Annotated in this window: 19 protein-coding genes and 1 tRNA gene; 7 read left to right on the top strand and 13 right to left on the bottom strand. The window is 56.3% G+C overall.

The genetic code is table 11. The features are described from left to right. The first annotated feature begins 55 nt into the window (after positions 1-55). Positions 56-343 carry a DUF2623 family protein gene (locus CMQ96_RS12070; RefSeq protein WP_024358670.1) on the top strand — a complete coding sequence of 96 codons (288 nt, stop codon included), beginning with the start codon at positions 56-58 and terminating at the stop codon, positions 341-343. A gap of 35 nt (positions 344-378) precedes the next feature. Here the strand turns inward: CMQ96_RS12070 and yghU are convergent, their stop codons facing one another. After that, a complete protein-coding gene (gene yghU, locus CMQ96_RS12065; protein WP_024358669.1) occupies positions 379-1,245 on the bottom strand; it encodes a glutathione-dependent disulfide-bond oxidoreductase in 867 nt (288 codons plus the stop codon). A 60-nt stretch (positions 1,246-1,305) separates the two neighbouring features. After that, the gene (locus CMQ96_RS12060; protein WP_004135790.1) at positions 1,306-1,866 is read right to left on the bottom strand and encodes a thioredoxin domain-containing protein; all 561 of its coding nucleotides are present in this window, start codon (positions 1,864-1,866) and stop codon (positions 1,306-1,308) included. Here CMQ96_RS12060 and CMQ96_RS29030 point away from each other — a divergent pair. The 3 genes from CMQ96_RS29030 (at position 1,849) to CMQ96_RS12045 (ending at position 5,390) form a co-directional block, all read left to right on the top strand. Continuing rightward, a complete protein-coding gene (locus CMQ96_RS29030) occupies positions 1,849-1,995 on the top strand; it encodes a hypothetical protein (protein WP_305955183.1) in 147 nt (48 codons plus the stop codon). The genes CMQ96_RS12060 and CMQ96_RS29030 overlap by 18 nt on opposite strands. A gap of 76 nt (positions 1,996-2,071) precedes the next feature. After that, positions 2,072-3,943, top strand: coding sequence for a bifunctional glutathionylspermidine amidase/synthase (gss, locus tag CMQ96_RS12055; RefSeq protein ID WP_004135792.1), 1,872 nt, complete (start codon positions 2,072-2,074; stop codon positions 3,941-3,943). A gap of 265 nt (positions 3,944-4,208) precedes the next feature. Next, positions 4,209-5,390, top strand: a complete 1,182-nt coding sequence (locus CMQ96_RS12045; protein WP_004135794.1) for a PLP-dependent aminotransferase family protein — start codon at positions 4,209-4,211, stop codon at positions 5,388-5,390. A 334-nt stretch (positions 5,391-5,724) separates the two neighbouring features. Here CMQ96_RS12045 and CMQ96_RS12040 read toward each other — a convergent pair whose 3' ends face one another. The 3 genes from CMQ96_RS12040 to CMQ96_RS12030 form a co-directional block, all read right to left on the bottom strand. Continuing rightward, entirely contained in the window at positions 5,725-5,913 is a 189-nt protein-coding gene (locus CMQ96_RS12040) for a hypothetical protein (RefSeq protein ID WP_004135795.1), read from the bottom strand. Between the two features lie 181 nt (positions 5,914-6,094). Further along, on the bottom strand, positions 6,095-6,433 hold the full coding sequence (locus CMQ96_RS12035; RefSeq protein WP_004135798.1) for a hypothetical protein: 339 nt from the start codon (positions 6,431-6,433) through the stop codon (positions 6,095-6,097). A gap of 104 nt (positions 6,434-6,537) precedes the next feature. Next, complete coding sequence (locus tag CMQ96_RS12030; protein WP_049131483.1) at positions 6,538-7,140, bottom strand: short chain dehydrogenase; 603 nt, start codon at positions 7,138-7,140, stop codon at positions 6,538-6,540. 98 nt (positions 7,141-7,238) lie between these two features. On the opposite strand from CMQ96_RS12030, the gene CMQ96_RS12025 reads away from it, so the two are divergent. Next, positions 7,239-8,138, top strand: a complete 900-nt coding sequence (locus tag CMQ96_RS12025; protein WP_098066872.1) for a LysR family transcriptional regulator — start codon at positions 7,239-7,241, stop codon at positions 8,136-8,138. Positions 8,139-8,217: 79 nt separating this feature from the next. Here CMQ96_RS12025 and CMQ96_RS12020 read toward each other — a convergent pair whose 3' ends face one another. Together CMQ96_RS12020 and CMQ96_RS12015 are read right to left on the bottom strand one after the other, a co-directional pair. Continuing rightward, a complete protein-coding gene (locus CMQ96_RS12020) occupies positions 8,218-9,363 on the bottom strand; it encodes a PLP-dependent aspartate aminotransferase family protein (protein WP_098066871.1) in 1,146 nt (381 codons plus the stop codon). 10 nt (positions 9,364-9,373) lie between these two features. Further along, positions 9,374-10,744, bottom strand: a complete 1,371-nt coding sequence (locus tag CMQ96_RS12015) for a cystathionine beta-synthase (RefSeq protein ID WP_098066902.1) — start codon at positions 10,742-10,744, stop codon at positions 9,374-9,376. A 545-nt stretch (positions 10,745-11,289) separates the two neighbouring features. Between CMQ96_RS12015 and CMQ96_RS12005 the strand changes: the two genes are divergently transcribed. Further along, a complete protein-coding gene (locus tag CMQ96_RS12005) occupies positions 11,290-12,678 on the top strand; it encodes a DASS family sodium-coupled anion symporter (RefSeq protein WP_049085001.1) in 1,389 nt (462 codons plus the stop codon). Positions 12,679-12,813: 135 nt separating this feature from the next. On the opposite strand, the gene CMQ96_RS12000 is transcribed toward CMQ96_RS12005, so the two are convergent. Together CMQ96_RS12000 and CMQ96_RS11995 are read right to left on the bottom strand one after the other, a co-directional pair. Continuing rightward, positions 12,814-12,889 (bottom strand) — tRNA-Phe (locus tag CMQ96_RS12000). Between the two features lie 105 nt (positions 12,890-12,994). Then, the gene (locus tag CMQ96_RS11995) at positions 12,995-13,711 is read right to left on the bottom strand and encodes a DUF554 domain-containing protein (protein WP_004135818.1); all 717 of its coding nucleotides are present in this window, start codon (positions 13,709-13,711) and stop codon (positions 12,995-12,997) included. A 437-nt stretch (positions 13,712-14,148) separates the two neighbouring features. Here CMQ96_RS11995 and CMQ96_RS11985 point away from each other — a divergent pair, with 437 nt between their 5' ends. After that, entirely contained in the window at positions 14,149-16,287 is a 2,139-nt protein-coding gene (locus tag CMQ96_RS11985; protein WP_098066870.1) for an ornithine decarboxylase, read from the top strand. A gap of 67 nt (positions 16,288-16,354) precedes the next feature. On the opposite strand, the gene CMQ96_RS11980 is transcribed toward CMQ96_RS11985, so the two are convergent. The 4 genes from CMQ96_RS11980 to mutY form a co-directional block, all read right to left on the bottom strand. Then, complete coding sequence (locus CMQ96_RS11980) at positions 16,355-17,611, bottom strand: nucleoside permease (protein WP_004135823.1); 1,257 nt, start codon at positions 17,609-17,611, stop codon at positions 16,355-16,357. 193 nt (positions 17,612-17,804) lie between these two features. Continuing rightward, entirely contained in the window at positions 17,805-18,887 is a 1,083-nt protein-coding gene (gene mltC / locus CMQ96_RS11975) for a membrane-bound lytic murein transglycosylase MltC (protein ID WP_004135825.1), read from the bottom strand. Positions 18,888-18,937: 50 nt separating this feature from the next. Further along, complete coding sequence (locus CMQ96_RS11970; protein ID WP_004105744.1) at positions 18,938-19,213, bottom strand: oxidative damage protection protein; 276 nt, start codon at positions 19,211-19,213, stop codon at positions 18,938-18,940. 27 nt (positions 19,214-19,240) lie between these two features. Continuing rightward, positions 19,241-20,299 carry an A/G-specific adenine glycosylase gene (mutY, locus tag CMQ96_RS11965; protein WP_049086466.1) on the bottom strand — a complete coding sequence of 353 codons (1,059 nt, stop codon included), beginning with the start codon at positions 20,297-20,299 and terminating at the stop codon, positions 19,241-19,243. Positions 20,300-20,374 lie beyond the last annotated feature (75 nt).

Here is a 20,374-nt window from a genome sequence, read left to right as displayed (position 1 = left end):
CGCTTAAAAAATCGCTATATAATTTAATATATAGCGATTGGGTGGGGAGGGCGCGATGGAAAATCATTTTGGTAAAGGCTTAATGGCGGGGCTACAGGCATCCTATGCTGATACCGCTACGCATGCGGCGAACTTTTGCGCCGACTATAAACGCGGGTTTGTGCTTGGCTACTCGCACCGCATGTTTGAAAAAACCGGCGATCGCCAGCTTAGCGCCTGGGAAGCGGGGATCCTCACCCGTCGCTACGGTCTGGAAAGAGATTGGGTGATGGACTTCTTTAAAGAGGGAAATTCGTCTACCGCGCAGCGCTACTTTATGGCGGGCTATCGGCTGGAAAGCTAAAAACCGGAGGTGGGCGCCTCCGGTGGGCCAGAGCGTTACGCCTGGCGCTTATCTTCGGTTTGCGTGTCGAAGTCGCTGGCGTCATGGCGCTCGTGAAGCTGCTCGTTGAGCGGGCCTGAGGTGCGGTTAACCATACGTCCGCGCTGAACGGCCGGGCGGTTGCCGACGTCCTGCGCCCAGCGCAGCACGTTTTTATAGCTACCGGCATCAAGGAACTCGGCGGCGTTGTAAACGTTCCCCAGCACCACGTTGCCGTACCACGGCCAGATAGCCATGTCGGCGATGGTGTACTCCTCTCCTGCCACAAAACGGCCGCGGGCAAGCTGCTTGTCGAGCACGTCAAGCTGGCGTTTGGCTTCCATCGTAAAGCGGTCGATCGCGTATTCGATTTTCACCGGCGCATAGCTGAAGAAATGGCCAAAACCGCCGCCGAGGAACGGGGCCGAGCCCTGCAGCCAGAACAGCCAGTTGAGAGTTTCAGTGCGGCCTGCCGGATCTTTGGGCAGGAAGAAGCCGAACTTTTCCGCCAGATAGAGCAGGATGCTGCCGGATTCAAAAACGCGGGTCGGCGGCGTGGTGGAGTGGTCGCGGAGCGCGGGGATTTTCGAGTTCGGGTTAACCTCGACAAAGCCGCTGGAGAACTGGTCGCCTTCGCCGATGCGAATCAGCCAGGCGTCGTATTCCGCGCCGCTGACGCCTAATGCCAGCAGTTCTTCCAGCATAATGGTCACCTTCTGCCCGTTAGGCGTCCCCAGCGAATAGAGCTGAAGCGGGTGCGCGCCCACCGGCAGCACCCGATCGTGCGTTGCGCCGGAAACGGGACGGTTGATATTGGCGAATGCGCCGCCGTTGTTTTGCTTCCATTCCCACACTTTAGGTGGCTGGTAGTTATTCTCTGACATGCTGATCTGCCTTTTTAGTGAGGTGTTGAAGTCGTGGCGCTAACCTTTCGGTGCGCCGGTCTAAGCCAGAATCCGCGCGGCCCATACGCTGACGTCGTCGCCGCTGCCGAGATCCGCCTGCACCAGGCCGTTAACCATAAAGGTCGGGGACACGTGGATGCCGTTCTGGCGGGCATACTTGCTGTGCCATTTGATCTCGTTTTGCAGCTCCGGGCGGGCAAACGCCGCAGCCAGCGAAACGTGGCTATAGCGTTCGATACGCTCGATAATCTGCTGCGGCGTGGCGTCCATGTTTGGCCCGCTGCAGTGGTCGGTAAACTCAAACTCTTCGCGGTGGTCGGCGACGGCTTTAAGCACCTTATGCGCCTGCTCCCGGCCGTGCGGCAAGGTGGAAGCGGCGAGAATGCAGCGCACGATGACGCCGGAAAACAGATGCCAGGGCTGGGACTGGAGACGAATTTTGATCGTCACGTTATCCGCGCCAACTTCATCCAGCAGATCATCCAGCTTATTAAAGGCGCGCACGGAGAAAGGGCAGGTGGGTTCGAGGAACACCTCAAAGGTGCGTGGGCCATGCCCCCAGACCAGCGGTTGGGCAGTCAGATGCGAAGGTGTGCTCATTGTCGACTCCTGTTTTTTTTTATCTCAAATAACGATATCACTTTTGCCCGGCGGCGCAGGCTTATTTTCCTTAAGGGCACGATTAGCGAATCGAATGAGTGGTATCATCACTCCACCTCTGTCTGGTAAGTGCCTGCGGCAGGATAAGAAGAGGGAGTTTTGTTTCGCCAACTGCCCGGGCTGCATTAATTTGAGGTCAGGCTAAATGAGCAAAGGTTCGACAAGCAGTGACGCCCCGTTTGGTACACTCTTAGGCTACGCACCGGGCGGCGTGGCGATTTATTCTTCGAATTACAGTAGCTTAAATCCGCAAGATTACCCGGATGACGCCACGTTCCGCAGCTATATCGGTAATGAGTATATGGGGCACAAATGGCAGTGCGTGGAGTTCGCGCGCCGTTTTCTGTTCCTCACCTACGGTTTTGTTTTCACCGATGTCGGCATGGCCTACGAAATCTTCTCCCTGCGTTTTTTACGCGAGGTGGTCAACGACAATATTCTGCCGCTGCAGGCGTTCGCCAACGGCTCCCGCCGTCCGCCGATCGCCGGCTCGCTGCTGATCTGGCAGAAAGGCGGCGAGTTTAAGCACACTGGCCACGTGGCGGTGATTACGCAACTGGTAGGCAATAAGGTCAGGATTGCCGAGCAGAACGTGATTCACTCGCCGCTGCCGCAGGGCCAGCAGTGGACCCGAGAGCTGACGCTGGAAGTGAAAAACGGCATCTACACGATTAAAGACACCTTTGCCGATACCGAAATCCTCGGCTGGATGATCCAAACCGCCGATACCGAGCACAGCCTGCCGCAGCCGGTGCTGCCGGGTGAGGCGATGGCCATCAAAGGCGCGCGGCTGCCTAATAAAGGCCAATACCGCGGCAACTGGCTCAACGAGAAAGATTCGCTGCAAAAAGCCTACGTGGAAGCCAACGGCCACGTCATCAATAAAGACCCTTACCAGTATTTCACCATCACCGAAAGCGCCGAGCAGGAGCTTATCAAGGCCACCAACGAGCTGCATCTGATGTACCTGCACGCCACCGACAAGGTGATGAAGGATGACAGCCTGCTGGCGCTGTTCGATATTCCGAAAATTCTCTGGCCGCGCCTGCGCCTCTCGTGGCAGCGGCGTCGCCATCATATGATTACCGGCCGCATGGATTTCTGTATGGATGAGCGCGGGCTGAAGGTATATGAGTACAACGCCGACTCCGCGTCCTGCCATACCGAAGGCGGGCTGATCCTCGAACAGTGGCTGAAACAGGGCTACTACGGCACCGGCCACAACCCGGCGGAAAACCTGCTGGATGAGCTGGCTGGGGCGTGGAAGCACAGCCGGGCGCGTCCTTTCGTGCACATCATGCAGGATAAGGATCTGGAGGAGAACTACCACGCGCAGTTTATCCAGCGTTCGCTGACCCAGGCCGGTTTCGAGAGCAAAATTCTGTTTGGCCTTGATGAGCTGCGCTGGGATGCCGCCGGGCAGCTGATCGACGCCGACGGTCGTCTGGTTAACTGCGTCTGGAAAACCTGGGCATGGGAAACCGCCATTGAGCAGGTGCGGGAAGTCAGCGCCGATGAGTACGCGGCGGTGCCGATCCGTACCGGACACCCGAATAATGAAGTTCGCCTGATAGACGTTCTGCTGCGCCCGGAAGTATTAGTCTTCGAGCCGCTGTGGACGGTCATCCCCGGCAATAAGGCGATTTTGCCGGTGCTGTGGTCGCTGTTCCCCAACCATCGCTATCTTCTGGATACCGATTTTGTGGTCAACGAGCAGCTGGCGGAAAGCGGCTATGCGGTTAAGCCTATCTCAGGCCGCTGCGGCAACAATATCGACCTGATTGGCCCGCAGGACGAAGTGCTGGATAAAACCAGCGGCCAGTTTTTCGACCGCAAAAATATCTACCAGCAGCTGTGGTGCCTGCCAAAAGTGGATGGCAAATACATCCAGGTTTGCACCTTCACCGTCGGCGGTAACTACGGCGGGACCTGCCTGCGCGGAGATGATTCTCTGGTGGTTAAAAAAGAGAGCGATATTGAGCCGTTAATCGTGCTAAAAGACACAGATAGCCGTTAAGTTTGGCCCGGATTGCGGCGATGAGCGCCTTATTCGGGCTGCGGTTCTCGTCACCTGCGGCATTTGTAGCCCGGGCAAGGCGCATCGCGCCGCCCCCGGGGGAAGGCCGCAGGATGCTGAAGAATATCCCGGAGGCGATGCTGCGCATCTGTCCGGGCTACCGAACATACGAACCCGTAGCCCCAGTGAGCATAGTGCGACCGGGAGAATTATCGGTAAAAAATAGATAAAACATCACAACAACAAGACAGAAAAGGAAAATAGTATGCACGATCGGCGACTCGCCGCCCGCGCGGGTGAACTTAAGCCCTCCGCCGTCCGCGAACTCCTCAAGCACAGTAAACTGCCCGGCGTGATCTCCCTGGGCGGCGGCATTCCGGCTCCGGAGCTTTTTGATACCGAAGGCCTGAACCTGGCGGTGCAGCAGGTGATGAACGGGCGTTTTAACGATGCGTTTCAGTACGGGTTGACCGAAGGTTATCCGCCGCTGCGTCAGGCCGTTAGCGAACTGTGTCAGGCGCGCGGCGTTGCCTGCCCGGCAAGCCATGTCTATATCACCTCCGGTTCGCAGCAGTCGTTGGATATCGTCGCCCGCACGCTGCTCGATCCGGGCGATGCCATCGTCGTTGAGCGCCCGACCTATCTGGCGGCGCTGCAGGTCTTCCAACTGGCGCAGGCGAACATTCTCAGCGTCGATACCGATGATGACGGTATGCTGGTGGAGCAACTGGCCGACCTGCTGGAAACCACCCGGGTGAAAGCCGTTTACCTGGTGCCGACGTTTGGCAACCCCGGCGGGAAAACCCTGAGCGAAGCGCGCCGTCGCCGCCTGGTAGAGCTGGCGAAAAAGCACGACTTCGTCATCATTGAAGACGATCCGTACGGTGAAATCAGCTTCACTGACGAAGTGCGCCGCCCGCTGTATCAGTACGCGGTTGAGTTGGGCTGTGAAGATCAGGTGGTTTATACCTCCACCTTCTCCAAGATCCTCGCGCCGGGGATGCGTATTGGCTGGATCGTCATGCCGGACTGGCTGGCGCAGCAGACGGTGATCGTCAAACAGGCGGCGGATCTGCACACTAACATGCTCTCGCAGGTGATCACCGCGGAATACCTGAGCATGAACCGTCTGGAAAGCCAGATTGCCCTGATTCGCGAAGATTATCGTAAGAAGTGCGTGGCGCTGGCCGACGCGCTGGAATCGCAGCTTGGCGAGCATCTGGAGTTTAGCCGTCCTAAAGGCGGTATGTTCCTGTGGGCTCGCTTCCGTTATCCGTTCGATACCATGGAATGGATGAAGAAAACGCTGGAAAACGGCGTAGTCTACGTGCCTGGGGAAGCGTTCTATAACGATAACCCGGATACCCGCACGCTGCGTCTCTCCTACTCTACGGTGTCGGCAGACGGTCTGATGACCGCCGTCGAGCGTCTGGCGAAGTCGCTGTAATCGCCCTGCTCTGCGCCGTTGGCGGCGCGGGGCTTCCTTGCCGTTCTCTTCTCTAAGCCCCCCATCTTCATGCGAATGCATGGTCTGCCCGTTGAGCGAAAAACAGCAATGAGTAACGTGAAAATGGCCTGGGCGGGGTTTTTGAATCGCCCGTAGCCTTTGGCTACGGGCGAGAGAAACACAGAGGCGGGCCTTCTGCGGCTTATCGTCGGCCCGGGTCGTTAATCCTGGTCGGCAATGCGATCGTCAAGCCAGATCAGCATCAATGCGGAAAGAAAAGCAACAGCGACGGTACCAATAGCTAACAGCATAAGAATAGCCTCAGGGGTTTTTATTATTTTTCTGCGTTGACCGATGAGCGATTATTTCTGTCTGTGATGGTGACTTTGGTTGCTGACTGGGATGTGGCGAGGGTGAAAAAATCGTCAGCATCGATATCGAAATTGAGGACGATTTCTTTGTACTTCCCGCAATTCATTAACTCTTTTGCTTCTTTCATACTACTGGCTGTAATAGTAGGCATCAGTTTCATCTCGTTGAAAAACTGAGAAGCAAAATAAGAGCTTGTCGATACCAGATCAACTACTTTTTATGATAAGGGCAATCCGGCGTCAGATTGATGATTGCCGCCGCCAATAGCCAATTGAAACATAATTTCTGCTTAACCTTTCCTGCCAGCGTTTCGTTTTGCTCAGCGCGAATTCTTAGCGCGAACGCTGTTTTTCGCTCATCAGCTGGCGACAGCGCTGCTGGTCCTTACTGATACTTTTCTGTTCTTCCGGCGTGAGCTGCTGCCAGGTGTCCAGCATCCGTTGGCCCAGGGCGGGCACGTAATGGGTCTTATGTAGCGCATAGTCCGAATTGCCGCCTTCAATCATATTTTCCATATCGCGGAGAAACGCGCGGCTGTCCTGATGGTCGATCGCGCAGAAGACGGAGCGGTAGTACGCGACATCCTCTTCGGCGTAGCGGGGCGTGAACCACCAGATAAGCAGGGCGATAAGCGCCAAAAGCGGGGCAATAAAAGCGAGTTTTTTCAACATGAGTGGTTCAAAAAGGCAAATTGAAGGGCCAGTGTAACTGTTGATGGAACAGGATGTAAGCGCCGTCGCGGGCCGGAAGGGGGATTCCAGCCCGCAGCGGCCGGTTAGTAGCCGACCTTATAGATCCGTCCGTTCTGGATGCCTTCTACGCTGCGGCGGTAGGCCTGAGCCACGCTGGCGGCGGGGACGCTGGCAAAACCGGGGAAGAAACCGTCGTAGGCTGCCGCCGATTCCGTTAATACGGTCGGGCTAATCAGGTTAATGCGTATTCCGCGCGGCAGTTCGCAGGCGGCGGCGCGAACGAATCCTTCCAGCCCGGCGTTGACGGTGGTGGCATTGACGCCCTGAGCGATGGGCTCATGGGCGACGATCCCGCTAATCAGCGTAATAGATCCGCTATCGTTCAGATAATGCTGGCCGGTCAACGCCAGGCGAATCTGCCCCAATAGCTTATCCTGTAAGCCCTGGTTGAAATCGCCGTCGGTCATGGTTGCCAGTGGGCCAAAGAACAGATTACCGGTGGCGGAAACAATCGCGTCTACCCGGCCGGTTTTCTCAAACAGGCTCTCTACGCTTTGCTGTGAGGTGATATCCACTTGATAGTCGCCCTGAGTGCGGCCGACGTGAATAACCTCATGACGCTGACTTAACTCTTGCGCAACCGCGCGGCCAACGGTACCGCTGGCGCCAATAACGATGATTTTCATAGCAGGTTCCTCTCTCGGGTGAGAGGCTATTCTTTAATAAAACAGATATCGGATAAACTGGCTAAAAGTTAAATGATTACTAACCTGAGGTTTGCAATATGGATAAGCTGCGGGCGATGGAGACCTTTATTGCGGTGGTGGAATGCGGAAGCTTTAGCGAAGCCGCATCGCGGCTCGATATGTCGGCGGTGATGGTCGGGAAATATATCGCGCTGATCGAGCGGCAGCTTAATACCCGTCTTCTTGAGCGCAATACCCGCCGCCAGAGCCTCACCGACGCCGGGCGGGTCTATTTTGACGAGGCGAAACGCGTCCTTGAGCAGGTTTCAATCGCCGAAAGCGCGGTGGAGAGGCTGCGGATCGCGCCCGCGGGGACGCTGCGGGTAAGCGCGCCGACGTCGTTTGGCGCCTGCGTGATCGCACCGCTGGCCGCCACTTTTCTCCAGGCCTGGCCCGACGTGCGCGTGGAGCTGGGTCTGACCAACCGGATGGTCGATCTGGTGGATGAAGGTATCGATCTGGCGATCCGCATCGGCGAGATCCGCAATAACGATCTGGTGGCAAAGTATCTCGCGCCCTACCGGATGACGATCTGCGCCGCGCCCGGGTATTTAGCCCGCCACGGTACGCCGACAACGCCTGCGGACCTGGCCGATCACCTCTGTTTGTCGCATACGGTGTGGACCGCGCGCAATGAGTGGAAGCTGCCGGGCGCGGAGGAGGGCGTCCGCTGGAAGCGCGATGCTGTTCTGCGCTGTAATGATGGCTACGCGCTGCGAACGGCGGCGATCGCCGGCGCCGGACTGCTGCTGCAGCCGGAAGTGCTGCTGGCGGATGCGCTCGAGTGCGGCCAACTGGTGCGCGTGCTGGAGGCTTATACTCCGCAGCCGAGACCGGTTCATCTACTCTGGCGTCAGGATCTGCGCCCGCTGCCGAAGCTGACGCGGTTTGTTGAGCATCTTTTGCAGGGGCAGCGCCAGAACGGGCTGACCGCTTAATTCTCTGCCGGGCGGCGGGCCTGATGTGATGGGGGGCTTGTCGGCCCGGCAAGAGGTTAGCCGCCGCCGGGCAATCTGCTTAGTCGCGCAGCGCGTGGCGCCAGTCGGCGATCAGATCCTGCGGATCTTCAATCCCTACCGACAGACGAATCAGCTGCGGAGTAATCCCGTTGGCTAACCGCTGCTCCAGCGGGATCGACGCGTGGGTCATGCTAAACGGCTGGCTCACCAGGCTTTCCACGCCGCCGAGGCTCTCCGCGAGGGTAAACAGCTTCAGTTTACGAATGATCCGCTCGGCGTAGCCGTCGTCGCCTTTGACCACCACGGAGATCATCCCGCCGGGAAGCGCCATCTGCCTGCGCGCCAGCTGATGATGCGGATGCGAGGCCAGCCACGGGAACCAGACCTTTTCGACCTGCGGCTGCTGCTCCAGCCACTCGGCGAGCAGCAGCGCATTGCTGCTGTGGCGCTCCATACGCAGCGCCAGGGTACGAATACCGCGCAGCGTCAGGAAGCTGCTGAACGGATCGAGAACGCCGCCAACCGCGTTTTGCAGATAGCCCAGCTTTTCCGCCAGCGCGGTGTTGTCGCCGACCACCGCCAGCCCGGCGACCACATCGGAGTGGCCGTTGAGGTATTTGGTCGCCGAGTGCACCACGATATCGAAGCCCAGCTCCAGCGGACGATGGATAGCCGGCGAGGCGAAGGTGTTGTCGGTGACGCTGATAATATTGTGCCGCCGGGCAATGGCGGCGATAGCGCTGAGGTCTGCCAGCTTAAGCAGCGGGTTGGTCGGCGTTTCGACCCAGATCATGCGCGTATCGGGCCGAATGGCCGCTTCGATGGCCGCCAGATCGTCGGGCTTCACCCAGCTCACCCGCAGGCCGGCGCTGCGGCGGCGAACGTTTTCAATCAGCCGGTATGTGCCGCCGTAGACATCGTCGACGGCGACCAGGTGGCTATCTTTATCCAGCAGCTCCAGCACGGTTGAGATGGCCGCAAGGCCGGAAGCAAAGGCGTAGCCGCGCGTGCCGCTTTCCAGGTCGGCAATTGCCGTTTCCAGCGCGTGGCGGGTCGGGTTGCCGCTGCGCGAATATTCGTACCCGGTATGCTGGCCCGGCGCGGGCTGGGCAAAGGTAGAGGTGGCATAAATAGGCGGCATCACCGCGCCGTGTTCATCGGTAAATGTGCCGCTATGTACGCTCAGAGTATGCAAATTTGTCATTGAAAAGTCCTTACTGTTCGAGTCGGTTACGCCAGGTGGTCAGCACATCGCTGCGGGTAATGAGGCCAAGAAAACGATCGTTGTCGGCGATAACGGCTACCAGGCCGCGATCGAAAATGGCTTTCAGCGCGCTTTCCGGCGCGTGCTTATCCAGGGTTTCCACGTTACGGGTCATCGCTTCCCTGACCGGCAGAGCAAAGCGCTGGCTGTCGCCCTGGACGTGGCTAATCAGATCCCATTCGTCGACGATGCCGACGACGCGGCCGTTTTCCAGCACCGGCAGCTGCGAGATGTCGTAGAGGCGCATACGCGCGAGGATGGCCGCCAGGGTATCGTCCGGCGCGGCGGTGACGGTTGCCCCTTCGTCGTGGCGCAGAGCGATAAAATCGCTGAGATCGCCGCGCGATGGGCGGCTTAAAAAGCCCTGCTGGCGCATCCAGTCATCGTTAAACATCTTTGATAAATATTTATTGCCGCTGTCGCAGGCGAAGGTCACCACGCGTTTAGGGGATGTCTGCGACCGGCAGTAGCGCAGGGCGGCGGTGAGCAATGTTCCGGTAGAGGAGCCTGCCAGAATACCTTCAACCTGCAGCAGCTGGCGGGCGGTGGCGAAAGCTTCGCTATCGGTGACGCGGTAAGCGCTGCGGACGCCTTCAAGATGGGCCAGCGGCGGAATAAAGTCTTCGCCGATCCCTTCAACCAGCCAGGAGCCGGTTTCACCGTAGCGCCCGGTTTCGACCTGGTCCGCCAGAATGGAGCCCGCCGGATCGGCGAGGATAAATTCCGTTTTAGGGGAGTGTTCAGCAAACCAGGCCTGTAGCCCGCCGAGCGTTCCGCCGGAGCCGACGCCGACGACGATCGCGTCGATATCGCCTTCCAGCTGCTGGAAGATTTCCGTGGCAGTGGTGGTGGCATGCGCCAGCGGATTGGCCTCGTTATTAAACTGGTCGATATAAAAGGCGCCTGGCGTTTCGTCGGCAAGACGCCGGGCGTAGTCCTGATAGTAGGCGGGATGGCCTTTGTTAACGTCCGAGCGGGTAAGCTGCACCTGCGCTCCCAGCGCGCGCAGATGGAAAATCTTCTCGCGGCTCATTTTGTCCGGCACCACCAGGATCAGGCGATAATTTTTCTGCGCGGCGATCAGCGCCAGCCCGAGGCCGGTATTGCCGGCGGTGGCTTCGATAATCGTGCCCCCGGGCTTTAATTTTCCTTCGCGCTCTGCCTGGGTAATCATGGATAGCGCGACGCGGTCTTTTATCGAGCCGCCGGGATTTTGATTTTCCAGTTTTAGAAACAGGTTGCAGGGGCCGGTATCCAGCTTATGCAGCTGCAGCAGGGGAGTATGACCAATCAGGTCGCTAACGGAATGAAAAACTGACATAACATTTTGCCCATTCGTATCGAGATGATTTGAATGGTAGGGCTGCAAAATTGGCATTTTAAAGAACTTTTGTCTGCCGTTAAGAGCAAAAAGGAATATAAGATGCTTTTTAGCCATCCGGAGGGAAAGGTTGTTAGCCGCCTGGATGTGTCGATTTCCAGAAAATAGCTTTTTTGCCGGGTTTTTCACCGAATTATCCGTTTTTACGCGCTGCTTTATCTCTATTTCAGAAAAGGATTGCTGAAAATAATCGATAGTTCCCAGCGGCAACTTTCAGGTGCCAGCGAAAATATCAGCGCCCGGTATATCGGGGCATTGTTCAACGACGGAAATTCAGGTGAGTGAATTAATCCTGATAAGATGTTCCTGCTCGCTTCAATAAATAACCTATATCAGGAACCCTATTTCCAAAAATATCCTGCCCAGTAGTTAATCAGTCGGAAAATTGTCTGGTACGATCCAGTTAACAGAACAGGAACATAATTTATACCTGCAAGACATATACATGTAATGATTCAGTCGTAACCAGTTACAAGGAAGCTACTATGAATAAAAACGACATGAGTCCTTTACCCACCAATACCCACGAGTGGTTTTTTAATCGTAACAGCATCATCATTTTGCTCGATATTGTTCTGTTTATCGTTCTCTACAACACGCTACCCTATGAGCCGAAGGTGGTCATGGGACTGAGTATGCTCGCTTTTATCGCCGTATTATGGTTAACGGAAGCGCTGCATGTGACCGTTACGGCAATAATGGTTCCCGTCATGGCCGTGCTGCTGGGGGTATTTAATACCCAGGCGGCGCTAAACAGTTTTGCCAACTCTACGATATTTCTTTTCCTCGGCGGCTTTGCTCTGGCGGCGGCGATGCATGTGCAGGGGCTGGATAAAGTCATTGCTGATAAGGTATTAGCGATGGCGAGGGGTAAAATGAGCCTCGCGGTCTTTATGCTGTTTGGCGTGACGGCGCTGCTGTCAATGTGGATCAGTAATACGGCGACGGCCGCAATGATGATGCCGCTGGTATTGGGGATCCTGAGCAAAGTCGATAGCAAAAACAGCCATTCGACCTATGTGTTTGTGCTCCTGGGGATTGCCTATAGCGCCAGCATTGGCGGGATGGCGACTATCGTCGGCAGTCCACCGAATGCGATTGCCGCCGCCGAGGTGGGGCTCTCCTTCTTTGACTGGATGAAGTTCGGTTTCCCGGCAATGATCGTCTTACTGCCTGTCGCTATTGCGATTCTTTACCTCGTGTTCAGGCCGGAACTTAAGGGGACCTTCGAAACGAATAGTGAACGGGTCGATTGGGATAAAGGCAAAATAGTCACCCTGGCTATTTTTGCGCTTACCGTATTCTTCTGGATTTTCAGCGGACCCATTAACGATCTGCTGGGCGGTTTTAAATCCTTCGATACCATCGTGGCTTTAGGCGCCATTATATTGGTCAATTTCGCCCGGGTGGTTCACTGGAAGGATATAGAGAAAACGGCTGACTGGGGCGTGCTGCTATTATTCGGCGGTGGTATTTGCTTAAGTAATGTGTTGAAAGAGACGGGCACCAGCTTGTTTCTGGCAAACCAGATTAGCGGGATGGTGGCTCATATGGGGATATTTATTATTATCCTGGTGATTGCAACATTCGTGGTGTTTCTAACCGAGTTTGCCAGTAATACGGCCAGCGCTGCGTTGCTCATTCCCGTATTTGCCTCGGTGGCCGAAGCGTTCGGCATGTCTCCTGTGATTCTGTCGGTATTGATTGCCATTGCGGCTTCATGCGCTTTTATGCTGCCCGTGGCGACGCCGCCAAACGCTATCGTTTTCGCCACCGGTCATATCAAGCAGCAGGAGATGATGCGCGCCGGCCTGTTTTTGAATATCGCTTGTATTATCGTTTTGACCGGATTTAGCATGTTGTTTTGGGTATAACTTTTAATAAGCGAGTTTCCACCCAATATCATTGCAAATGAAGACTACCTTGCGGCGAATAATCGAATGCAGTTCGATGGAGAGTCCGGTCGCAGAAAAGCAAAAACCCGCCTTGTGGGCGGGTTCTTTAAATAGTGGTGCCCGGACTCGGAATCGAACCAAGGACACGGGGATTTTCAATCCCCTGCTCTACCGACTGAGCTATCCGGGCAACGGGGCGCATTAAACCTGATTCACCGCACCTCGTCAACGAAATTTATCTGTTTCGCAGCAGACTGAACAATCTATCACCAGATTGCGTCAAAAGCACGCATCTTCAGGCGAAAAACGCCGTCCAGGCCACTGAAATCGGCATCGCCAGCACCAGGGCCGGCAGCATATTCACCACCGCGAACATTTTAATTCCGCAAATGCGCAGACCAGTTGCGACCAGCAACATGCCGCCGACGGCGGTGAAATCCGCCATCATCATCGGCGTGGTTAACGGCATAATCAGCGACGCGCAGGCCGCCAGCGCCAGCTGGATGGCCAGCATCGGTACGCAAATGGCCGAGACCGCCAGCCCCAGGGTGCAGGCGAAGATGGTGGCGGTAAAGAAGTCGAGAAACGCTTTGGCGATAAGAATGCTGGCGTCGCCGGTCATCCCTTCGCGCATCGCGCCGAAAATCCCGGTTCCGCTGGCGCAGAACAGCACGATAATCGCGACGTAGCTTTGAATATAGGACTCATGCGCTGAGACCTTTTTCTGCCCCTTTTTGGGCGAAAGCAGCTGCTGGAGCTTACTGACCAGCGTATTTATGCCTTTCTCCATGTTGCACACTTCGCCGAGCAGCGCGCCCACCAGCGTTGAAAGCACCATCACCGGCAGGTTGGCGCATTTGATCACCAGCAGAATGCCGATTCCTAACGACGCCAGGCCAAAAATAGAGGTCATTGATGTCCGAATCCGTTCTGGCAATCTTTGACTTAAAAGCGCGCCGAGCACGCCGCCCAAAAGGACCGCGCCGGCGTTAATAAATGGCCCTGTAACCACAGCATGACTCCTGTTAATTATCCCTAATGACTGCATTATTATGACGCCAAACGGGCAAAAAGGCTTGCGCATCCGTGGTGTGGCTGCATACGTAATTCATCTTGCGCGGTAGATTTAAAGGTGACATGATTGCGCGAATTTTCTCCTCTCCTGAATGAGGCCGCCGTGATGACGACATCGCCGCTACATCGCCGTTGCCGTTGCGTACAGATGCGCAGGCAGCCTCGTCTTGCTACCCTTACTCTGCAACTTCTGCCCGCCATGCGGTGAGCGTAACGCAGGCTCACTGCAGGACAACAGTAAGATCGGACGCGGTCTGCTTTTACTGATGTCTGGCGGTCGGAGCTGGGATCCAGCCAGACCCTGACAGTTCGTTGGCCAGAGCACAGATGCCCTGGCCTAAGCCTTTTACTCTCCGGAAACGGGTATTCGCGCTCATGAAATCAATGCACATTGCCGCCAGCCGCGAGCTGGTATCCCGCCTGTCTACCCATCGTCGCGTGGTGGCCCTGGACAGTACCGATTTTACCGATGTGGCGGCAGTCGTCATTACCGTAGCGGACAGCCGCAGCGGCATCCTTGCGTTGCTGAAACGCACCGGGTTCAACCTGCCGGTTTATCTGTTCAGTGAAGCTGACCACGAAAAACCGCAGGGCGTGACGGCGATCGTTAGCGGCAAAGAGCAGGAGTGGCTCGAACTGGAAGCCGCCGCCTGCGGCTACGAAGAGAATCTGCTACCGCCGTTCTTCGATACGCTGACCCAATACGTTGAGATGGATAACAGCACCTTCGCGTGTCCGGGCCATCAGCACGGCGCCTTCTTTAAGAAGCATCCGGCGGGACGGCAGTTCTTTGACTTCTTTGGCGAAAACGTCTTTCGCGCCGACATGTGCAACGCCGACGTTAAGCTTGGCGATCTGCTGATTCATGAAGGGTCTGCCAAACACGCGCAAAAGTTCGCGGCGAAAGTGTTCAACGCCGATAAAACCTATTTTGTCCTTAACGGCACCTCGGCGGCGAACAAAGTCGTCACCAACGCGCTGCTGACGCGCGGCGATCTGGTGCTGTTTGATCGTAACAACCATAAATCCAATCATCATGGGGCGCTGATTCAGGCCGGGGCAACGCCGGTCTATCTCGAAGCATCGCGCAACCCGTTCGGTTTTATCGGCGGGATTGACGATCGCTGCTTCGATGAAAAATATCTGCGCGATCTGATTCGCGAAACGGCGCCGGAAAAAGCCAATGCGCCGCGGCCGTTCCGCCTCGCGGTGATCCAGCTAGGGACTTATGATGGGACGGTGTACAACGCCCGCCAGGTGGTCGATAAAATCGGCAGCCTGTGCGACTACATCCTGTTTGACTCGGCGTGGGTCGGCTACGAGCAGTTTATCCCGATGATGGCCGATTGTTCACCGCTGCTGCTGGAGCTGACGCCGGACGATCCGGGCATTTTTGTCACGCAGTCGGTGCATAAACAGCAGGCCGGTTTTTCGCAAACGTCGCAGATCCACAAAAAAGACAATCATCTGCGCGGACAGGAACGTTTTTGCCCGCATAAGCGGCTGAACAACGCCTTTATGTTGCACGCCTCGACCAGCCCGTTTTATCCGCTGTTCGCCGCCCTGGACGTGAATGCCAAAATTCACGAAGGCGAGAGCGGGCGCCGCCTGTGGGCGGAGTGCGTGGCGCTGGGTATCGAAGCGCGCAAGGCGATTATCGCCAACTGCAAAATGATCCAGCCGTTTATTCCGCCGGTGGTGGCGGGGCGTCCGTGGCAGGATCATCCTACCGAAGCCATCGCCCGCGAACGGCGTTTCTTTAGCTTTGAGCCGGGCGCGCGCTGGCACGGCTTTGAAGGTTATGCCAGCGATCAGTACTTCGTTGACCCCTGCAAACTGCTGCTGACGACGCCGGGGATCGACGCCGAGAGCGGGAAATATACCGATTTTGGCATTCCGGCGACCATCCTCGCGCACTATCTGCGCGAAAACGGCATCGTGCCGGAGAAGTGCGATCTGAACTCCATTCTGTTCCTGCTGACGCCCGCAGAGAGCGCGGAGAAGCTGGCGCAGCTGGTGGCGATGCTCGCCCGGTTTGAGCAGCATATTGAATCCGATACCCCGCTGGCCGACGTTCTGCCGACCATCTTTAACAAATATCCGGTGCGCTATCGGGATTACACTATCCGCGAGCTGTGCCAGGAGATGCATAACCTGTACGTCAGCTTTGACGTGAAGGATTTGCAAAAAGAGATGTTCCGCAAGAAGAGCTTCCCGCGGGCGGTGATGAACCCGCAGGACGCCAACCGCGAGTTTATTCGCGGTAACGTTGAGCTGGTGCGCTTAAGCGCAGCCGAAGGGCGGATTGCGGCGGAAGGCGCGCTGCCGTATCCACCTGGCGTGCTGTGCGTCGTGCCCGGAGAGATCTGGGGCGGGGCGGTGCTGCGCTATTTCCTGGCGCTGGAGGAAGGCGTCAATATGCTGCCGGGCTTCTCGCCGGAGCTCCAGGGGGTCTACAGCGAAACGGACCCTGACGGCATTAAGCGGCTATATGGCTATGTGCTGAAAGCATAAAAAACGCGCCCCGTTGATAACACCGGGGCGCGTTTTTTTATTCGTAAATCTGGGGTAAGCCGTTTATTTAATGTGCGACGGTCTGCGCCCCGGTTGGTACGCGGACGTGCTTGTACTTAAACAGCGCCACAAAGGCAAACGCCAGCACCAGCGAATAGCCAGCGAAAATCAGCCACACGGTTTGCCAGTCGGTGATCCCTTCGACGGTAAAGTGCTCTACGACTTTGCCGCTCACCATCCCACCAAGTATGCAGCCAAACCCGTTGGTCATCATCAGGAACATCCCCTGCGCGCTGGCGCGGATTTCCGGGCGAACCTCTTTTTCCACAAACACCGAACCCGAGATGTTGAAAAAGTCGAAGGCGCAGCCATAAACGATCATCGACAGCACCAGCAGCACGGTGCCGAACGGGGTCGGATCGCCGTAAGCGAACAGGCCGAAGCGCAGCATCCACGCCACGATACTGATCAGCATCACGTTCTTGATGCCGTAGCGGCTGAGGAAGAACGGAATGGTCAGGATGAACAGGGTTTCCGAGATCTGCGAAATCGACATCATCACCGAGGCGTGCTGCACGATAAAGCTGCTGGCGAACAGCGGATCTTTATCAAAGCTGTGCAGGAAGGTGTTGCCGAACATATTGGTGATCTGCAGCTCGGCGCCCAGCATCATCGAGAAAATAAAGAAGATCGCCATGCGTTTGTTTTTAAACAGCGCGAAGGCATCGAGGCCCAGCATGGCGGTCCAGCTCTGGTTTTTCTGCTGATTAGCCACCGGAATATGCGGCAGCGTCAGGGTGAAGAGCACCAGCAGTAAGGAGAGCGCCGCGCCGATATAAAGCTGCATATGGCTCAGCTCAAAGCCGGAGAAGCTGACGGCCCACATGGCGAGGATAAAACCGATGGTGCCCCAGATACGAATCGGCGGGAAATCGGTCACGATATCCATATCCGCAGACTGCAGGCGGTAGTACGAAATGGTGTTAATCAGCCCCAGCGTTGGCATATAGGCCAGCGAGTTGAGCAGGATGACGAGGAACATCTCGCCCGGCGTGGTGACCTGGGCGGCGAGCCACAGCGTCAGCGCGCCGACAAGATGGCAAATGGCATAAACCCACTTGGCGCTGATCCATTTATCGGCAACGATACCGAGCAGCGTCGGCATAAACACCGCGGCGATACCGAGCGAGCTATACACCGCCCCGATGGCCGCGCCGTCGAACTTGAGGGTGACGAACATATACGAGCCGAGCGTGGTGAGCCAGCTTCCCCAGAGGCAGAACTGCAGGAACGACAGTACTTTGAGCTGCAGCTTAAGATTCATGTTTTGATCCTCACGGATATAGAATTGTTTTGTGTTTTAAATAACATTTATAGCGTTATTTTGGTTGGATTCTATCATTTATGCGGTGGATGCTTTTGTTAACTGCCGCAGAAAATCGTAAAAGAGTTGCGCAACTCTATTGGGTATAGCAGAAGGAATGCGCCCTTGAGGAAACAAGGGCGCTGGAGGGAGATTACCTGCGGCGGTAGCCTTTCTGCGCAGAGTTAACCTTGTACAGATAACGACGCGACTCGGCGGAGGGGTGACGGCTGGTGATGGTTTGATAAACATCGCCCGGCGTCATGTTGTTGATGATATTCGCCGCCTGAACCTTATCGCTGGAGAAGACCCGCAGTACGCTGCCCGCGCCGCCGTTATAGGCGGTGATAACCGCATAGCGACGCGAGGTAGGGTTGGTGATACCGGACAGATAGACGTTATTCAGCATCGCCAGATAGGCGGTACCGGTGTCGATGTTATTGACCGGGTCGAACAGGTAGCTGCGGCTCGGCAGGCCTGATTTCCCCTGTGAACGGAACACGTCCTTCCCGGCGCTGTGCTGCACCACCTGCATCAGCCCCAGGGCGTCGGCGTGGCTGACCGCATAGGGGTTAAAGGAGGATTCGGTTTGCATAATCGCCAGGATCAGCGATTCATCAACGCCGTATTTGCGCGACGCCTGACGGACCATGCCAATGTATTTATGCGCGCGTTTGTCGAGGTGGTTCGGCACCAGGTTGATGGTGATGCTGTAGATCATGCGCGGGCCGTTGCTGCGGCTTTTCAGGCGGGTTTGCAGCAGATAGTCGGCGAAGCGCGAGGCGCGCCACTCCCAGCGAATCGCCTCGCCGGTGTTATCCACCACCTGGCCATACAGGAACGGCTCTTTTGAAATCTGAATATCATCGACGTCGGAATAGAGGTCGATGGAGTTAGGGTCGTCGCCCATTAGCAGGGTTTTAATAATCGCCTGGCGCAGGCGCCCGGCCGGGTCGGTGCCGGCGATGGTTTCAACGGTAATCGTCCCCGCATCAAAGTTGATGTGGCTGCGGGTTTGATACTGGTCGGTGTATTTGACGTAGTCCTTCGGCCCGGCGAGCAGAACTTCGTTATAACCCCAAATATTCTCGATGTTATGGGCGAACTGGCCCATCAGGATATCAAAGCCGTTGGTGTCCTTCACCCACGCCTCGTTATACTCGGCGCCTTTTTTGGTTGAGCTGGAACACGAAACGAGCAAAGGCGCAATCAGCGCTAGCGCTAAGTATTTTTTCATCATTCCGGGAGTGCGTGTTGTGTTTATTGTTGTAAAGGGCCGTCAGGCCCTTACTGTTTTTCTGGCGGCGTATAGCCTTCGATGTGCACGTCTTTGCCTTCAAACAGGAACTGAACCATCTCCTGCTCCAGCAGTTTGCGATGCTCAGGGTTCATCATGCTGAGTTTTTTCTCGTTGATCAGCATCGTCTGCTTATGCTGCCACTGGGCCCAGGCTTCTTTGGAGATTTCGTTATAGATGCGTTTGCCCAGCTCGCCCGGATATAGCTGAAAATCCTGGCCATCGGCTTCACGCTGCAGGAAAGTACAAAAAATCGTTCTGCTCATTCTTAATCCTCTTTAATCGCCAGAAAGCTAAACCGGTGCTCCGGCTTTTAACTGTTGCAACAAGCGCTCCACGGGGGCCGCCAGACCGACGGACGGCGGCTGCGCTAAGTTATACCAGAGTGCGCCCCCTTCATCCATGCATGCGCCGGATGAGTGCACTGTAAGCCACATCGGCACAATATCCAGATGGAAATGGCTGAAAGTGTGGCGGAACGCGGTTAATTGCGTCAGATTCTCGGTCCCGATCTGCCGCTGGGCCAACCACTCCCGCAGCGCATCTTCATCTTCAAACTGCGGGAAGCAGAACAATCCCCCCCATAATCCCACCGGCGGGCGCTGGGAGAGAAACACCTTGTCGCCGTGCTGCATCAGCAGGAAATAGCCGGTACGCTCGGGGATCGTCTGTTTCGGTTTTTTGCCTGGATATTGAGCCCATGAATGATTTGCGTAGGCCACGCAGCCGTTATTCAGCGGACAAAGCTCGCATTTCGGCTTTGAGCGGGTACATACCATCGCTCCAAGGTCCATCATGGCCTGGTTAAAACGTTCGACCCCATTGGCTGGCGTGACGTCTTCGCTGATATCCCACAGGCGTTTCTCAACCTCTTTTTTCCCCGGCCAACCGCTGACAGCATAGCAGCGCGCGAGCACGCGCTTCACGTTGCCGTCGAGAATCGGATAATGCTGACCGAGAGAAAGGGACAAAATCGCGCCGGCGGTGGAGCGGCCTACGCCCGGCAGCGCGGCGACTTCATCGAAGGTCTGCGGGAATTTTCCGTCGTGCAGGGTGGCCACCTGCTGCGCCGCTTTATGCAGATTGCGCGCGCGGGCGTAATAGCCGAGTCCGGTCCACAGATGCAGGACTTCATCGAGGGGCGCGTTCGCCAGATCGGTAATTGTTGGGAAACGCGCCATAAAGCGTTCAAAATAGGGGATAACCGTCGCCACTTGCGTTTGTTGCAACATCACCTCGGAGAGCCATACTTTGTAAGGCGTCTTGCCGATTTGCCAGGGCAGGGTTTTACGCCCGTATTTGTCGTACCAGTCCAGTACCTGGGCTGAAAATTGCGCGGCGAGAAAAGTCAAAGCTACGGCTCCGGGAAAGCGATTATAAGGTGGCAGATTGCAGCACAAGGGCGAGGGGCTGTAAACCCTTGCATC

It is taken from the genome of Klebsiella sp. MBT K-1, assembly GCF_002556465.1.
In the GTDB taxonomy this organism is placed as follows: Bacteria; Pseudomonadota; Gammaproteobacteria; order Enterobacterales; family Enterobacteriaceae; genus Klebsiella; species Klebsiella grimontii.
Note: the sequence above shows the minus strand (reverse complement) of the source record. Positions and strands in the feature narration are given on the sequence as shown.

Coding starts and splice junctions, on each gene's coding strand:
- CMQ96_RS12060 (WP_004135790.1), bottom strand. CDS start 1,866: ATGAGCACACCTTCGCATCTGACTGCCCAACCGCTGGTCTGGGGGCAT.
- CMQ96_RS12045 (WP_004135794.1), top strand. CDS start 4,209: ATGCACGATCGGCGACTCGCCGCCCGCGCGGGTGAACTTAAGCCCTCC.
- CMQ96_RS12040 (WP_004135795.1), bottom strand. CDS start 5,913: ATGCCTACTATTACAGCCAGTAGTATGAAAGAAGCAAAAGAGTTAATG.
- yghU (WP_024358669.1), bottom strand. CDS start 1,245: ATGTCAGAGAATAACTACCAGCCACCTAAAGTGTGGGAATGGAAGCAA.
- gss (WP_004135792.1), top strand. CDS start 2,072: ATGAGCAAAGGTTCGACAAGCAGTGACGCCCCGTTTGGTACACTCTTA.
- mltC (WP_004135825.1), bottom strand. CDS start 18,887: ATGAAAAAATACTTAGCGCTAGCGCTGATTGCGCCTTTGCTCGTTTCG.
- CMQ96_RS12030 (WP_049131483.1), bottom strand. CDS start 7,140: ATGAAAATCATCGTTATTGGCGCCAGCGGTACCGTTGGCCGCGCGGTT.
- CMQ96_RS12015 (WP_098066902.1), bottom strand. CDS start 10,744: ATGTCAGTTTTTCATTCCGTTAGCGACCTGATTGGTCATACTCCCCTG.
- CMQ96_RS12070 (WP_024358670.1), top strand. CDS start 56: ATGGAAAATCATTTTGGTAAAGGCTTAATGGCGGGGCTACAGGCATCC.
- CMQ96_RS29030 (WP_305955183.1), top strand. CDS start 1,849: ATGCGAAGGTGTGCTCATTGTCGACTCCTGTTTTTTTTTATCTCAAAT.
- CMQ96_RS11985 (WP_098066870.1), top strand. CDS start 14,149: ATGAAATCAATGCACATTGCCGCCAGCCGCGAGCTGGTATCCCGCCTG.
- CMQ96_RS11970 (WP_004105744.1), bottom strand. CDS start 19,213: ATGAGCAGAACGATTTTTTGTACTTTCCTGCAGCGTGAAGCCGATGGC.
- CMQ96_RS11980 (WP_004135823.1), bottom strand. CDS start 17,611: ATGAATCTTAAGCTGCAGCTCAAAGTACTGTCGTTCCTGCAGTTCTGC.
- CMQ96_RS12005 (WP_049085001.1), top strand. CDS start 11,290: ATGAATAAAAACGACATGAGTCCTTTACCCACCAATACCCACGAGTGG.
- CMQ96_RS12020 (WP_098066871.1), bottom strand. CDS start 9,363: ATGACAAATTTGCATACTCTGAGCGTACATAGCGGCACATTTACCGAT.
- CMQ96_RS12035 (WP_004135798.1), bottom strand. CDS start 6,433: ATGTTGAAAAAACTCGCTTTTATTGCCCCGCTTTTGGCGCTTATCGCC.
- CMQ96_RS12025 (WP_098066872.1), top strand. CDS start 7,239: ATGGATAAGCTGCGGGCGATGGAGACCTTTATTGCGGTGGTGGAATGC.